Annotated in this window: 12 protein-coding genes; all 12 read left to right on the forward strand. The window is 48.9% G+C overall.

All coding sequences use genetic code 11. From position 1 onward, the window contains the following. The first annotated feature begins 1,235 nt into the window (after positions 1 to 1,235). The 12 genes from ACKI3C_RS05555 to ACKI3C_RS05610 all read left to right on the forward strand — a co-directional run bounded on the left by ACKI3C_RS05555 (position 1,236) and on the right by ACKI3C_RS05610 (position 15,314). Positions 1,236 to 1,793, forward strand: coding sequence for a hypothetical protein (locus ACKI3C_RS05555; RefSeq protein WP_407402887.1), 558 nt, complete (start codon positions 1,236 to 1,238; stop codon positions 1,791 to 1,793). 799 nt (positions 1,794 to 2,592) lie between these two features. Next, complete coding sequence (locus ACKI3C_RS05560) at positions 2,593 to 3,375, forward strand: DUF5106 domain-containing protein (RefSeq protein WP_407402889.1); 783 nt, start codon at positions 2,593 to 2,595, stop codon at positions 3,373 to 3,375. A 43-nt stretch (positions 3,376 to 3,418) separates the two neighbouring features. Next, positions 3,419 to 3,895, forward strand: coding sequence for a DoxX family protein (locus ACKI3C_RS05565; protein WP_407402891.1), 477 nt, complete (start codon positions 3,419 to 3,421; stop codon positions 3,893 to 3,895). Between the two features lie 6 nt (positions 3,896 to 3,901). After that, complete coding sequence (gene mnmA, locus ACKI3C_RS05570) at positions 3,902 to 4,963, forward strand: tRNA 2-thiouridine(34) synthase MnmA (RefSeq protein ID WP_407402893.1); 1,062 nt, start codon at positions 3,902 to 3,904, stop codon at positions 4,961 to 4,963. 6 nt (positions 4,964 to 4,969) lie between these two features. Beyond that, positions 4,970 to 5,539, forward strand: coding sequence for a bifunctional nuclease family protein (locus tag ACKI3C_RS05575; RefSeq protein ID WP_407402895.1), 570 nt, complete (start codon positions 4,970 to 4,972; stop codon positions 5,537 to 5,539). Between the two features lie 91 nt (positions 5,540 to 5,630). Continuing rightward, positions 5,631 to 6,953 (forward strand): MFS transporter, encoded by a 1,323-nt coding sequence (locus ACKI3C_RS05580; RefSeq protein WP_407402897.1) that lies wholly within the window; start codon positions 5,631 to 5,633, stop codon positions 6,951 to 6,953. A gap of 28 nt (positions 6,954 to 6,981) precedes the next feature. Further along, positions 6,982 to 7,713 (forward strand): 16S rRNA (uracil(1498)-N(3))-methyltransferase, encoded by a 732-nt coding sequence (locus ACKI3C_RS05585; protein WP_407402899.1) that lies wholly within the window; start codon positions 6,982 to 6,984, stop codon positions 7,711 to 7,713. Continuing rightward, entirely contained in the window at positions 7,710 to 8,522 is an 813-nt protein-coding gene (kdsA, locus tag ACKI3C_RS05590; RefSeq protein ID WP_407402901.1) for a 3-deoxy-8-phosphooctulonate synthase, read from the forward strand. The genes ACKI3C_RS05585 and kdsA overlap by 4 nt, the downstream gene beginning before the upstream one ends. A gap of 71 nt (positions 8,523 to 8,593) precedes the next feature. After that, complete coding sequence (locus tag ACKI3C_RS05595; RefSeq protein ID WP_407402903.1) at positions 8,594 to 10,225, forward strand: tetratricopeptide repeat protein; 1,632 nt, start codon at positions 8,594 to 8,596, stop codon at positions 10,223 to 10,225. A 362-nt stretch (positions 10,226 to 10,587) separates the two neighbouring features. Next, entirely contained in the window at positions 10,588 to 12,921 is a 2,334-nt protein-coding gene (locus ACKI3C_RS05600) for a BamA/TamA family outer membrane protein (protein WP_407402905.1), read from the forward strand. A 35-nt stretch (positions 12,922 to 12,956) separates the two neighbouring features. Then, positions 12,957 to 13,616 (forward strand): HAD family hydrolase, encoded by a 660-nt coding sequence (locus ACKI3C_RS05605; protein WP_407402907.1) that lies wholly within the window; start codon positions 12,957 to 12,959, stop codon positions 13,614 to 13,616. Positions 13,617 to 13,637: 21 nt separating this feature from the next. Next, positions 13,638 to 15,314 carry a putative transporter gene (locus ACKI3C_RS05610; RefSeq protein WP_407402909.1) on the forward strand — a complete coding sequence of 559 codons (1,677 nt, stop codon included), beginning with the start codon at positions 13,638 to 13,640 and terminating at the stop codon, positions 15,312 to 15,314. Positions 15,315 to 15,551: the final 237 nt, after the last annotated feature.

Here is a 15,551-nt window from a genome sequence, read left to right on the forward strand (position 1 = left end):
AGTCGTCACATTGCATCGTAACCGATGGCCGCAGGCCGTCGGGTAATGCAACACACCCCATCCGACCTCGAAGGGGTCGCACTTACATAGGAATTAATCGACAGACTCGACGCTTTGCTGCTTCCTTATCCCGTACCTAAAGGCACGGGTAATTATTATCTACTTTTTACAGCCATTTCGGCGTACCCACGGCACGCCAGCATGGCTGCCTACAATATCACATCCCAAAAGGGATGTTGTTTGCCATGACCTTGCCTATTTTGTTTGTCACGACCTTGCTAATTCGGAATACACACTGTTTATTGATATTCGGAATACACGCTGTTTATTGATATATCTCTGGTTCGGCTAATTGACGACGGAGTCGTCACATTGCATCGTAACCGATGGCCGCAGGCCGTCGGCAAAGGAACACCCCCCCCCAACCGACCTCGAAGGGGTCGCACTCACCTTCCTATATAGGCCAGTGATTCGTAGCCACCTTATTGATTGAATTCCGATACCGTGCTTCTCGCGGTGGGTAAAGACATAGCGTAAAACATCCCCATGGGGATGTGATAAGGTAGCCAGCCATGAAGATGCGATGCAGGAGCATCGATGGCTGTTGAAAAAACCGAATCAAGCAAACTATGCCTTTAGGTATGGAATAGCAGGAGGCGACAGACTCGACGCTTTGCAGCTTCTTTATCCCGTACCTAAAGGCACGGTTAATTATTAATCACATTTTAAAGCCATTTCGGCGTACTCACGGCACGCCAGCATGGCTGCCTACAATATCACATCCCAAAAGGGATGATGTTTGCCGTGACCTTGCCTGTTTTGTTTGTCACGACCTTGCTAATTGGGAATACACGCTGTTTATTGATATGTCTCTGGTTCGGCTAAATGACGACGGAGTCGTCACATTGCATAGTAACCGATGGCCGCAGGCCGTCGGAGAAAGGAACACACACTAACCGACCTCGAAGGGGTCGCACTCACGTAGGAATTAATCGGCAGACTCGACGCTTTACGGTTCTTTATCCCGTACCTTATGGCATGGTAAATCCTACATGCTTTATTGCAGCCATTTCGTCGTACCCACCAGGTTTGGATAATGTTTGTCCTTCTCGGATAAGCAAATCGTATGGGATTTTTTGTTTAAAGACTTTTGTGGAAAAACAGTTAATTCGGGTTGTTATTTTTGCATAGTTCAAAAACAGGACTTATATTTGCAACATAAAAATTTGTTTTCTATGGGTAGATTATTCGTAAATATATTGTTGGTTGCCTGTTTCGCCCTTCCGTCATGGGGCAAACATATTTCTGAAATAGCAGGTTTACATTCAAAAGTTGATGGCCATGAGTATAAATTAATGCTCTGCTGTGATGCATCGGCTGATACTACATATTCTATCACCTTGTGGGATGATGGTCATGTGTATCGTTCGGAGGATGCGATGCTCTTGCTAAAGTTGGGTGATGATACAGTCATTGAATTACATCCTTCAGATCGTTCATGTATTCAAGAAATCGATAGCATGTACTACAACAACGAGGGTAAAGCGGTTTTTATAAATCGTGATGAGATGCTGTATTATTACCCGATTAACATTGACGATCTTCATCATATTTTCAAATCGGGCATCGTGAAAGTGCGCATCGGGCTTTATGGTGAGACTGTCTGGGCAGAGAGAACATGGAAGCGTGACGAGTGGGGCAAGGAACTTGCCAAGGCGTACGCCGAGATTCAGAAACAACTCGCTCCCGGCTACGTTCCTCCCAAGAAACCCACCATCCGCGACGGCTTTTGAATAAATATTTTTTGATGTAATGTGATTGATCAAGAATTATATAATCCTTTGCTTGAAGTGTACCGTAAAGTTGGACATTAAATTGATCATTATTAAATTCTCTATGCTAATTAGCTCGGTATTATACCGGGTTCATTACTTTTAATCTTAGTTTTATTCTTTTTGTATTGTTGCTGATTGGGGTAACTATTCAGCAATGGAACTCCCCGCGCGGATCTCACTGAACTCACTGATTTTTTCATTGAAAATATATATATTGTGGAATTTTTAGACCTCAGGGAGGTCGTACCTTTGGTTAACCGCTGGCCGCAGACCTGGGGGCTGCCGGTGGGGGGGTGAAGTGTGACAAAATCGCGGTTGAAGACCGCTACCTTGCACGTTTCGAGGTAGTGGTCTTCAACCGCAGTATAGTGTATCGCGTTTACCCTGCCCTGCCTTCGCTTGCGCTCGGTTAGGACAGGGTTATGTGCAGAACTGCGTTCTGCGTGTCGGCTTTCAGCCTCTATTTGCCTTATGCTTTGTGCGAGAGAAAGATTTTCATAAGGTCTGGGCGGGGACTCTGCAAAATTCTATTGCTGAATAGTTACACTGATTGGCTTGTAAACGTGAAAAAATGTTGAATGTTTTCAGTTTTTTTGGTGTTAATTTGTATGGGTCGTGGTTTTGGTGTAATTTAGTAGTTTAAATTGCATAGATTGTATTATTAATGTATATTATGAAGCGTTTACTGTCTATATTCAGTGCTGTAGCATTATCGTTGTTTGTACTGAATTGTTATGCTCAGGGTGTGGAGGAAACTATGTTCAAATACCCTGTTGCTCCTGACACTTGCTCTACGCTTGAGAGTAGGTGTAATCATATTGTTGTGAATTTCTGGAATGAATTTGACATTGCGCATCCCATAAAGGATGATGCTATGTTTGAGAAAACTTTTCGCGACTATGTGAATTTCTTCAAGTTTGCCCATCGCAACATCGTGTTGTCGTCGGTGCGAAATTTTGTATATAAGGCCCGTGCTAATTCCACTAACCTCTTAAAGGTGGGTGCGGCTGCCGAGGCTGCTTTGTATGGCCCTAACGCTGAATTTTGGAGCGACGAGTTGTATGTTGAGGTAGCAAAAGCGATGGCCGAGTCGTCGCACTTGAAAGCTGCCGATAGAAACTACTATAAGCATCAGGTTGAGGTGATAAATAAGAATCTCGAAGGACATGAAATACCTTCGTTAGATATTCAAACCTCGTCGGGCAAGATTAAGATAAATGACATCGAGGCTGAAAGTTTCCTGTTGTTTTTCACTGATGAAGGTGCGGGAAGCATTATCGACCGCACACGTTTGAGCACCGACGTGGGAGTAAACCGATTGATCGAGCAAGGCGGGTTGAAGGTTATCCAGATATATGTGGGTAAGCCTGCTGCTGGCTGGCTTGAAAGTCAGCCAGAGACTTGGATCAACGGCAGTTGCGACCAGGTCATGGATCTCGTGGATGTTCGTGCTATTCCCGGTTGTTTCATCTTGAACAAGGATAGACAGATTGTTACTAAAAATGTTACTGTGGAGGAAGTGAAGGCCGCAGTGAATTAAGGTGGGTTCTGTTGAGATATTAACTCCTAATTATGTGATTATTATGGATTTCTTAAAACGCTTATTTCTTTTCAGCACGGGTTATACTTACAGCAACCTGTCGCGTTTGTTCTTGCGTCTGTTCACAGGTGTGATGTTCTTGCAGTTATGCGTTCGTCAGATGCTTCATTTCGAAGCATTGAGCGACTCGATGACTGGTGTCATGGGCATGTCGCCAGAGTTGACGATGTCGTTGCTGCTTGTGGTGGAATTGTTGAGCGCTACGTTTATCATCCTAGGCCTTCTCACTCGCATTGCGGTGGTAGGTCCCATGGTGATCATGGCGATTGCCGAGAAGGTGATTCTGTCGCAGGGCGCTGCCGACCATTTGTTTAATTTCCAGCCGGGATATCCTGTGATGTTCATAGGCATATTTATCTATATCCTGCTTGCAGGTCCTGGCAAGATTTCTCTTGACTACATTATTTCGGCCCACATTGTCGATGATGAGAAGGACAATGATGTGCTTGAGAATGCATAAAAAGTTATGAAGATAGCCGCATTGATTTCGGGAGGTGTTGACAGTGCCGTCACTGTGCATTGTCTCAAGGAACAGGGCCATGACCTCCAGTTGTTCTATATACGCATAGGCATGGACACCGACGAGGGCGATTGTGCCGCTGAGGAAGACATAGAGATGTGCCAGCTCATAGCACGCAAGTATGGCTTGCCGCTAGAGGTGGTGTCGCTTCATGAGGAGTACTGGGACAACGTGATGGAGTATGCCTTGCGCACGGTTAAGGAAGGGCGTACCCCCAATCCTGACATGATGTGCAACCGCATGATCAAGTTTGGTTACTTTGAGCAGCGCTGGGGACATGAGTTTGACATGACAGCCACAGGGCACTATGCCACAACCGATGTCGTGGATGGCGTGAAGTATCTTGCCACAGCCGTTGACCCGGTAAAGGATCAGACCGATTTCCTTGCCCAAATCACCTACGACCAGCTGAAGCACTTGATGTTCCCCATAGGCAACATGCCCAAGGAGGAAGTGCGCCGCATTGCTGCCGAAGTGCGTATGCCCAACGCTTACCGCAAGGACAGCCAGGGCATCTGTTTCCTGGGACAGATCAACTATAATGATTTCATCCGCAGGCATCTGGGTGAGAAGAAGGGCCCTATCATTGAGATAGAAACCGGACGCAAACTGGGCGAACACAACGGATTCTGGTTCCATACCATAGGTCAGCGACGTGGTTTAGGATTGAGCGGAGGCCCATGGTATGTGGTTAAGAAGAACGTGCATGATAATGTGATCTATGTGTCGGGCGGTTATGACACGATGCGCCAGTACGGTCGCGAGCTACGCCTTGCCGAGATGCACTTCATCAGCGGAAATCCGTGGGGCGAAACCACAGGGCCTGTCGATATCATGTTCAAGAACCGTCACACTCCTGTGTTCATGAAGGGAAAACTCTACAATGAGGGAGAAGAATGGATAATCAGGAGCGAACAGGACGTTCAGGGCATTGCTCCCGGGCAGTTTGCAGTGATATATGACGAGAAAGCCCACTTGTGTTATGGCAGTGGCGTGATAACAAAGTAAAAGAGTATGACTGCCCATTGTGTAGAACTTGAGGTCATGTGTGTCACCCGCAGCCGTATGCGAGAGGCTTATGCCTTGATGTTGTGTGAGAAAGAAGGTACACGTCGTGTCCCCATCGTGGTGGGCATGGCCGAGGCACAGTCAATCGCAGTGAGGCTTGAGGGCATTATCCCGCCTCGCCCGCTCACCCATGACTTGATGTCGAGCGTGTTTCACGCATTCGGCATAGAGTTGAGCAAGGTCACGATTACATCGTTTGACAACGGCGTGTTCTCGTCGGTGCTCACGGTGACAAACGGGGATGTGGAGACCGAGCTTGACTCACGCACAAGCGATGCCATTGCGCTGGCGCTGCGCACTGGTGCTCCTATCTATGCCACAGAGGATGTTATGAGTTGTGCCAGTTATGACCCAGCTCATCTCGAGCAGAATGACGCGCGTGACCTACCAACCAAGCTGGAGGATATGTCGGACGACCGGCTCAAGGCTCGCATGCAGCACCATGTCGAGCTTGAGGAGTATGAACAGGCCGCCCAAATTCAAAAGATTTTGGAGTCAAGGCGACAAGAAAAGTAGAAAGCATGGCCATTGTGGTGTGAATGTGCAAATAAATTGCTATCTTTGCAAGTTGAAATTTTAATAAACTAATAAATAACAAAACATTAACATGAATAATTTGAAAGTAAGACTGATTGTGATGAACTTCCTGCAGTTTGCTGTGTGGGGAGCTTATCTCACCTGTATGGGAAATTACCTCGGAAAAGCTGGCATGGGCGCCGAAATCTCTTGGTTCTATGCAATCCAGGGTATCGTATCTATCTTTATGCCCACAATCATGGGTATTGTTGCCGATAAGTACATTCAGCCCCAGAAGTTGCTTGGCATCTGCCACGCTATTGCTGGTATGGCAATGATTGGTTTGTTCTATCTCGGAGCATCAACAGCTACGCCCGACAAGGCTTTGTTTATTACTATCTACACAATCAGCGTTGCATTCTATATGCCCACATTGGCATTGAGTAATACTGCTGCATTTACAATCATGAAGGACAATGGCCTGGACACTGTTAAGGACTTCCCGCCCATTCGTGTTTTTGGTACCGTAGGTTTCATTGCAACCATGTGGTTTGTAAACTGCGCGGTTCTTGACGATAATGGCTTCTCATTCACTCTGGATCCTAACGATTTTAAGTTCCAACTCACTCACTACCAGTTCTTGGTATCTGGTGTCCTCAGTGTGTTGCTTTTTGTTTACTGCTTCACTTTGCCTGCTTGCAAGCTGGTTAAGAAGGAAGGCGGCTCGCTGGTAGAAAGCATGGGACTCAATGCATTCAAACTGTTTAAGACCAAGAAGATGGCTATGTTTTTCATCTTCTCTATGTTGCTTGGTATGTCACTGCAGGTTACTAACGGCTATGCAACCCCGTTCCTTACTCACTTCAAGGGTGTTGCCGAGTATGCCGATAGTTTTGCTGCTAACAATGCAACAATGCTCGTGTCGCTGTCGCAGGTGAGCGAGGCATTGTGCATCCTGCTCATCCCCTTCTTCTTGAAGCGTTATGGCATCAAGGTGGTTATGCTCATCGCCATGTTTGCTTGGGTATTCCGCTTTGGTTTCTTCGGCCTGGGCAACCCTGCAATGCCTGGTGTGCTTCTGTTCGTGCTTTCTTGCATCGTTTATGGTGTTGCGTTTGACTTCTTCAATGTTTCGGGCGCGATGTTTGTTGACCGCGAGTGTGATCCTGACATCAAGGCTTCGGCACAAGGTTTGTTCATGCTCATGACCAATGGCCTCGGTGCAACAATCGGTACACTTGCTGCTGGCAAGATTATTGATCATTTCTGCACATGGAACGAAAACGGATTCCTCGTTGGTAAGTTTGATGCCGGTTGGCCCACTGCTTGGTACATCTTCGCAGGCTTTGCACTTGTCGTGGCAGTATCATTCATGGTTCTGTTCAAGTACAAACACGATCCCAGCAAAATCTAAATTAAGAATTAATTAACTCACAACAGAGATGCACCTGTTCTACTGCCCCGACATAGCAACAACCCTCACATTGAGCGAGGAGGAGTCACATCACTGCGTTAAGGTATTGCGTCTTGCCGCAGGCGATGAGATTGATGTGGTGGATGGCAACGGAACATGGCATCACGCTCGCATCACTATGGCGCACCAGAAAAGGTGCGCCGTAGAGATTGTGCGCAGCGAGGCACGTGCGCCGCACTGGCCTCACAAGATTGTGGTGGGCATTGCTCCCACTAAAAACATCGACCGCATTGAGTGGATGATAGAGAAATGCACCGAGATGGGCATCGACCGCATCATCCCCCTGCAATGCCGTTACAGTGAGCGCAAGGAAGTGAAACCCGAACGCTTGCGCAAGATACTCGTCAGTGCCATGAAGCAATCGCTCAAGGCCACCTTGCCCATGCTGGACGCGATGACTCCGGTGATGCAGGTGATTAACGCCCCGTTTGAGGGCAAGCGTTACATAGCCTATTGCGACATGACGCTCCCTCGCGAGCAACGCAAGGTTTTTGCTCGTGAATACATTCCCGGTGAGGATGCATTGATACTCATCGGCCCCGAGGGCGACTTCAGCCCCGAGGAAGTGAAGGCTGCCCTCGACGCCGGTTTTGTTCCGGTAACGCTGGGCGACAGCCGACTCCGCACCGAGACTGCTGCGGTGCAGGCGGTGGCATCGTGTCACACGCTGATTCAGATTAATGAAACTAAACAAAGATGATTAAACAGTTGACCAGTGCCGCAAGCGGCCAGTTTTTCCTTCTTGCAGGCCCGTGCGTGATCGAGGGCGAAGACATGGCGATGGATATTGCCGAGAAAGCGTTGAATATCACCTCTCGCCTGGGCATCCCTTATGTGTTCAAGGGCAGTTACCGCAAGGCTAATCGTTCGCGCATCGACAGCTTCACTGGTATAGGCGATGAGAAAGCCTTGAAGATACTCCAGAAGGTGCGCGACACCTTCGGCATACCAGTGGTTACTGATATCCACACAGCCGAGGAAGCCGAGATGGCAGCGCAATATGTTGATGTGCTCCAGATTCCTGCATTCCTGTGCCGCCAGACCGACTTGCTGGTTGCTGCTGCCCGCACAGGTCGCATGGTTAATATCAAGAAAGGACAGTTCCTGTCGCCCGAGGCCATGCAGTTTGCAGTGCAGAAGGTGCGTGATGCCGGCAATGACGACGTAGCCATTACCGAGCGTGGCACCACCTTCGGCTACCAAGACCTGATTGTTGATTTTCGTGGCATCAGCACGATGCAGCAATATGCCCCGGTGATAGTTGATATCACTCACTCGTTGCAGCAACCTAACACCTCGAAGGGGGTGACAGGCGGTCTGCCTCATCTCATTGAACCCATGGCGCGCGCTGCGATTGCCGTGGGAGCCGACGGATTGTTCCTGGAAACCCACCAAGATCCGAGCGTGGCAAAGAGCGATGGCGCCAACATGCTGCGCCTCGACTTGCTTGATGGGCTGCTCACACGCCTCGCTACACTGCGAAGCGCAGTGAACCAGCTGGAAAAATAATGCCTCCATTAAACCATAGACCACAAGAGGCACTCTAAATAAGGAAATTATAAATTTAACTACTATATAGTATGAAATTGAGAAACATTTTTCTGTTGCTTGCGTTGTTGGCAACATTCAGCACAGCATGGTCACAGACTAGTGGCGACGATGCCCGTGTGCGCGACAAGATCACGCAAGCCGTGATGAAGGTGTATGACGAGCAATTACAAAACAAACCTGGCGACTATGAGACACGTTTTGCACGTGCCAACCAGTTGTTCTATAACGGCGAATATGCCCAAGCTCTTGCCGATGCCAATGAGGTGCTTGAGCAAGTTCCCGAGAAAGAAAAGAATCTGGCGTTTGACACCTACATGCTCAAGGCCCGCATCTTTGATGCACAGGGCAACTACGGAGAAGAGGTAGAGGCATTGCGTGCAGCTTCGGCACTCAATCCCAAGTCGATGGGCTGCATCGACATGCTTGCCAAGGTGAGCCTTAAGGTCAACGATCTTGATGCCGCCGAGCGCAACTTCCAGAGCATCTTGCGTGACACCCCCATGAACTATGACGCCATGTATGGCTTGGCTAAAATTGAGGTGCAACGCAACAACTATGAGAAGGCTGCAAGTTATGTTGACAAGGCAGTCAGCCTGTTCACTGCCGAGCCTCAAGTGTATATCAACCGTGCCGATATCTTGAGCCGGATGCAGCAGTATGAACCTGCGGCGCAGGATCTCATTTCGGCATTGAGCGTGGGCAGCGACACCGGTGCGGCATTGCAGTCGCTCATCGCAATGAGCGACACGCACTATGACGCTGTGATGAACGCGCTTGCCAACAGCATCGACAAGGCTCCGCGCGTGGGCATGTTCTACTATGTGCGTTCAAGCATCGCATTGCGCCATGTGCACTATGGACAGGCTCTCAAGGACTTGCAGGCAATTATCTCTAACAATCTGTATGATTTCCATTCAATCTACGGTGACGCCGCATTGTGCCAGATGGAGCTCATGGAATATGACGAAGCGCTTGCTAGCATCAACAAGGCTATTGAGATGAAGGGCGACGAAGCCGACTATTACATCCTCAAGTCTCGCATTGAGTTCAACCGTGGTCAGGGTGGCAACTATGGCGCTGCCTATGCCGACCTTGACAAAGCGTTGTCGCTCAATCCCGCTAGCGTCGAGGCTCTTATGGCCAAGGCACGTTTGCTCATCTCACAGCGCAAGGATGCCGATGCCCTCAAGTGCGTCAACGCAATCATCGACCGCGACGCTGCTTGCAGCGAGGCATTGCTGCTGCGCGGATGGATCAACAAGTATCGCTTGAAAAATGCAGTAGCTGCAACCAACGACTTTGAGGCGATGCTTCGCCTGGGCAATGACTACAATAGCCTGCGTGGTTTTGCTCTCCATGAGCTGGGCAATGACATGGAGGCTCGCGACTGGGCAAAGCAGATTATCCAAGACGGCATTCTTCCCGGTGGTCAAACTTACATTACAGCATCGGCCCTTTACAGTGACATCGGTGACGTGGAGATGGGTGACAAGGGTGCATCGATCGACTGCCTGCGCAGTGCACTTGCCAACGGATTTGGCAGCCTGTATGAGATTAAGGTTAACGAGTCTCCCTATGTTAACCTGAAACTAGTGCGTCGCTATCCCGAGTTCAACACTATCATTGAGCAAAACGAGGATTGCTTCAAGGTGAAGAGATAACAAGAAATCAGTCGAACTAATAGAGCAGGGACGTGACATCAAGGTCGCGTCCCTGCTTTTGCATAGTAAGGAAGTCCACATTCAAAAACGAAGCGCAAAAAAATGGCATGATCTGTACTGTGGTGCTATTGCCGCATAAAAGCAGATTAACCAGAAATATGGGAATTCTTTATCTGCCCAATCTGCTTTTATTTAGACAGGAAGGAAAAAGGAAAGACTCTGTGCCTATGTGGGGGAAGTCGGTCGAGAAGTCGCAAACGGTGCATGCTGTCTTGTGCAAAATGTGAGGAGAGTTGATATCAATCAGCTATATTTTTGGTGGTTTCGTGAAAATGGAGTAATTTTGTAGATTATTTTGTGGTATGAATGCAAGAAAATTACACTTCGTGCTTGTCGTGGCGCTGGCAATGGTATTATTGCCGGTAGTGTTTTCTTGTAGCTCAACCAAGCATGTGCCTGATGGCAAGTTGCTTCTTGACAAGGTGAAAATCAACGTCGACGACAAGACGTCGGGGGCGCAGAGTTCTGATTTGGTTAACTATTTACGACAGTCTGAGAACCACAAGGTGTTGGGCGGACTTAAACTCCAGCTTGCGTTCTATAACCTGTCGGGAAAGGATTCGTCAAGTTGGTTCAACCGTTGGATCCAGCGCGTGGGTACTCCGCCGGTGATTTATGACTCTACACTCACGGCTTCCAGTGCATTGCAGCTGCACACGGCACTCAAGAACAAAGGCTACATGAACAATGTGGTTGACTATGACGTGGTGGCCGACAGTGCACACAAGAAGGCAAAGGTCAACTACAATATCACGCTGGGCTCTCCTTACTATATCTCGTCGATCGGCTATGACATTGCCAACGACACGCTGCGTGATATCATTCTTGAAGACACAACCGGATATCCTGTGAAGGTGGGCGGACTCTTTGACCGCAATAAACTGGATGCGTGGCGCCAGCTCATCACTGAAAAACTGCGCAATCATGGTTACTATGCTTTCAATAAGGAGTACATCACATTCACAGCCGACACTGCTGCCGGTTCTCATGCGATAGACGTGACCCTAAACACACGCGAGCCTTACCGCAACGAGCGCATGCCCTACTACACGTCGCACAAGCCATTCTATGTGCGCAACGTGACTTATGTGACCAACTATGACCCTGTTCTCATGCAGAATGGCTACTTTGGGGCAGACACGTTGACCTATAATAACATCACAATCATGCAGGATGCCGATAAATATCTGCACAGCAACGTGATTGACGAGTGCAATTATATAGAACCCGGCTCGCTCTACAATGCAGAGGACGTGAACCGCACATACAAAGCGCTGGGACGGCTCAACATTGTGAAATTCATAAACATCGACATACAGCCTGTGGGCGAGTTTGACGGCAAGATACTGCTTGATGCTTATGTGCTGCTGTCGCGTGACAAGTCACAATCGTTCTCGGTATCGCTCGAAGGTACAAATAGCGAGGGCGACCTGGGATTCGGCTTGGGAATGGATTACCGCCACCGCAATGTGTTCAAGGGCTCGGAGTCGCTCAATGCAAAATTCAAGATGAGTTACGAAAGCCTCTCGGGCGATTTGAGCGGATTGATTAATAATAATTATAGTGAATACTCGGGCGAGTTGGGATTGAATTTCCCCAAGTTCAAATTCCCGTTATTGAAGTCCGATTTCAAGAAGAAAATCCAGGCATCGACCGAGTTGACCACAAGTTTTAACTACCAGGAGCGTCCCGAATATACCCGCATCATTGCCGGAGCCGGCTGGCGTTACCACTGGACCGACAGAAATCAGCAGCGCAGGCACACATTCAACTTGCTTGACCTGAACTATGTGTATCTGCCCAAGAGCCGCAGTCATTTCCTTGACAGCATTACCAACCCGCTGTTGCGTTACTCCTATGAGGACCACTTCATCATGCGCATGGGTTACAATTTCTACTTGACCAACAAGCGCACCAACACGTTGCTGTCGCAGAATTTCCAGCGCAACGTTTACACGCTGCGTGCCAATGCCGAGACAGCAGGTAATGTGCTCTATGCAATATCGAGCGTGGTGGGCCATAGCCGTAATGCGGTTGATGCCTACAAGGTGTTTGGCATCAGGTATGCCCAGTATGCTAAGGTCGATGCTGACTATTCAATAACGCATAACTTCGACACACGCTCGTCGCTGGCATTCCATGTGGGGGCAGGTGTTGCAGTTCCTTATGGCAACTCCACGGTGCTGCCCTTCGAGAAGCGATTCTACTCTGGCGGTGCCAATAGTGTGCGAGGGTGGGGCGTGCGCACCCTGGGACCGGGAAGTTTCAATTCGTCAAACTCGCAGAACAGTTTCATCTATCAGTGCGGCGACATAAGGCTTGACCTCAATCTGGAATATCGTGCCAAGTTGTTCTGGGTGATTGAGTTGGGAGCGTTTATCGACGCTGGTAATATATGGACGATTAGGGACTATGAGGACCAGCCGGGTGGTGTGTTCAAGTTCAACAAGTTCTATGAGCAGATCGCTATGGCCTACGGACTGGGTTTGCGTCTTGACTTCACCTATTTCTTGCTGCGCATAGACATGGGTATGAAAGCCCACAACCCGGTATCGGGCCAGGAACACTGGCCGCTGTTTAGCCCCAAGTTTAAGCGCGACAGCGAGTTCCATTTTTCAGTGGGTTACCCCTTCTGATGTAAAAAAGATAAAGACTAAATGATATCATAAAGATGAAGAAATTAGTGATTTTTGACCTTGACGGCACGCTGCTCAACACGATAGAGGACCTGGGGCATGCAGCCAACTATGCGCTCGAGAAGAACGGTTTTCCCACCCACACGATGGCAAGTTATCCGTTCTTTGTGGGCAATGGTGTGCGCCGGCTCATCACGCGTGTGCTGCCCGAGGATCATCGCGATGCACCCACCGTTGACAAGCTGCTCAAGGATTTTATGGAGCACTACAATGACCATAATTGCGACTGCACCAAACCCTATGCTGGCATCAAGGAGTTGCTTGCAGATTTGCAAGAAGCTGGTGTGAAGCTGGCGGTGGCTTCCAACAAGTACCAGGCAGCGACTTCACGCATCATTCAGCATTACTTCGGCGATATAGACTTCATAGCCGTGGAAGGTCAGGTGGAAGGCCGCAACGTCAAGCCCGACCCGTCGATCGTGTTCTCGGTGCTCGGTGTGGCACAGGTGCCCAAGGCAGAGGTGCTCTATGTGGGCGACTCGGGTGTGGACATGGAGACTGCACGTCGTGCATGTGTTGACTCGGTGGGAGTGACTTGGGGGTTCCGACCCGAGAAGGAGCTTGTAGAAAGTTATGCGGGACGCATAATTAACAATCCTGTTGAGATATACAATATTTGTGTTGAAAATAAGTAATAGTAAAAATAAACAGACGTAATGGAATGGTTATATGATTTGTTTACCGGAAGCAACGTTGCGCATGCGATTTTCATCTATTCGATAGTGATAGCAGCGGGCGTGATTCTGGGTAAACTCAAACTTAAAGGTGTCTCACTGGGAGCAACTTTTGTGCTCTTTGTGGGTATCTTGATGGGACACTTCGGTTTCAGTGTAGATCCCACCACACTCAAGTTCATACAGGAGTTTGGCCTCATCTTGTTTATCTTCTCGATAGGCATACAGGTGGGTCCTGGTTTCTTCTCGTCGTTCAAGGAAGGCGGCCTTCGTCTCAATGGCCTTGCAATGAGCATTGTGGGTCTTAATATCGCCGTTGCACTTGCAATATTCTTCATTGCCGGCGATGTCAAGATAACCGACATGGTGGGCATCCTCTCGGGAGCGATTACTAACACGCCCGGACTCGGTGCTGCACAGCAGACCCTCATAGAGACTAACAATCCCGATGCAGCGACGCTCAACCAGTCGATGTCGATGGGATATGCTGCCGCCTATCCCTTGGGTGTGGTGGGCATCATCCTGTCAATGATCGTGGTGAAGGTGATATTCAAGATTAATGCCGAGAAAGACTCAAAGTCGATCGAAGAAGAAGCGCATCAGAGCCAGCTTGCTCCCCACATTGAAACTTATCAGGTGAGCAACAAACTCATCCACAATATCAATATCAAGAGACTTCACAGCATCATTGAACGCAACTTTGTGATTTCCCGAGTTAAGCGCACGTCGGGTGAGATAATCAACCCCAAGAACGAGACTGAGTTGCACGAGGGTGACTTGTTGCTCATCGTGATGTCGGACCAAGATGTTGAGGTATTTGATGCAGTAATCGGTCCTCGCGTCGATATGGAGTGGGCTGCGGAGCAAAGTCCTTTGGTCTCACGCCGCATTCTCATCACCAAGACCGAGTTTTCGGGCAAGAAGATTGGACAGTTGCGTCTGCGCATGGGTTACAAGCTCAATGCTACGCGCGTGAATCGTGCTGGTGTGGATCTGCTTGCCAGTCCCAACCTTGCACTCCAAGTGGGCGACCGCCTCACTGTGGTGGGCGACATCAACGACATTAACCGCCTTGCCGAGAAGATGGGTAACTCAATGCGCCGCCTCAACGAGCCCAACATGTTCACCATGTTCCTGGGTATCGTGCTTGGTATTCTCGTGGGTTCGATACCATTGAAGTTCACCGGCATGTCAGTGCCCATGAAGTTGGGTCTTGCCGGCGGTCCCCTCATCGTGGCTATCTTGCTGGGACGTTTCGGTTACAAGGCGAAGCTGGTGACTTACACAAGCAGTAGCGCCAACCTGCTGTTGCGCGAGCTGGGCATCTGCCTCTTCCTTGCCAGCGTGGGTATTGCAGCCGGCGGCAACTTTGCTGCAACCGTGTTCACTCCCACAGGTGCCCGCTGGGTGCTTTATGGTTTCTTGATCACGTTCCTGCCGTTGCTCGTTGTGACCCTTGTGGCACGTGGCAAGTTCAAGCTCAACTACTGCACGCTCATGGGTCTCGTGGCTGGCGCGACAACCGATCCTCCCGCACTGGCCTACGCCAACAAGACTGCTGGCAATGACGCTCCGGCTGTTGCTTACTCTACCGTCTATCCTCTCACGATGTTCCTGCGAGTGATAACGGCTCAAATCTTGATTCTTGCGTTCACTTAAAGGATAAAGGAAAATTATAAGGCCCACACGCTGCTTCTGGCAATGTGTGGGCTTGTTATTACTAATTCTAGATATTCTAGAAATTCTAAGGTTATTATAGAATAAAGAATCCCGTATTTTGTCCCCTATACAAATAGGCATAATTGCTAGTGTTTTACATCCAAACGTGCCAAATCAGCCGATTCTATCCGCTAATCAGTTGCAAAATTAAAAGCAAACGAATAAAAACACTCATAA

This window comes from Sodaliphilus sp., from assembly GCF_045598405.1.
In the GTDB taxonomy this organism is placed as follows: domain Bacteria; phylum Bacteroidota; class Bacteroidia; order Bacteroidales; family Muribaculaceae; genus Sodaliphilus; species Sodaliphilus limicaballi.

What these genes read in the sequence shown, in the direction of transcription:
- ACKI3C_RS05555 (WP_407402887.1), top strand. Translation starts at nt 1,236, where the DNA reads ATGGGTAGATTATTCGTAAATATATTGTTGGTTGCCTGTTTCGCCCTT.
- ACKI3C_RS05560 (WP_407402889.1), top strand. Translation starts at nt 2,593, where the DNA reads ATGTTCAAATACCCTGTTGCTCCTGACACTTGCTCTACGCTTGAGAGT.
- ACKI3C_RS05565 (WP_407402891.1), top strand. Translation starts at nt 3,419, where the DNA reads ATGGATTTCTTAAAACGCTTATTTCTTTTCAGCACGGGTTATACTTAC.
- mnmA (WP_407402893.1), top strand. Translation starts at nt 3,902, where the DNA reads ATGAAGATAGCCGCATTGATTTCGGGAGGTGTTGACAGTGCCGTCACT.
- ACKI3C_RS05575 (WP_407402895.1), top strand. Translation starts at nt 4,970, where the DNA reads ATGACTGCCCATTGTGTAGAACTTGAGGTCATGTGTGTCACCCGCAGC.
- ACKI3C_RS05580 (WP_407402897.1), top strand. Translation starts at nt 5,631, where the DNA reads ATGAATAATTTGAAAGTAAGACTGATTGTGATGAACTTCCTGCAGTTT.
- ACKI3C_RS05585 (WP_407402899.1), top strand. Translation starts at nt 6,982, where the DNA reads ATGCACCTGTTCTACTGCCCCGACATAGCAACAACCCTCACATTGAGC.
- kdsA (WP_407402901.1), top strand. Translation starts at nt 7,710, where the DNA reads ATGATTAAACAGTTGACCAGTGCCGCAAGCGGCCAGTTTTTCCTTCTT.
- ACKI3C_RS05595 (WP_407402903.1), top strand. Translation starts at nt 8,594, where the DNA reads ATGAAATTGAGAAACATTTTTCTGTTGCTTGCGTTGTTGGCAACATTC.
- ACKI3C_RS05600 (WP_407402905.1), top strand. Translation starts at nt 10,588, where the DNA reads ATGAATGCAAGAAAATTACACTTCGTGCTTGTCGTGGCGCTGGCAATG.
- ACKI3C_RS05605 (WP_407402907.1), top strand. Translation starts at nt 12,957, where the DNA reads ATGAAGAAATTAGTGATTTTTGACCTTGACGGCACGCTGCTCAACACG.
- ACKI3C_RS05610 (WP_407402909.1), top strand. Translation starts at nt 13,638, where the DNA reads ATGGAATGGTTATATGATTTGTTTACCGGAAGCAACGTTGCGCATGCG.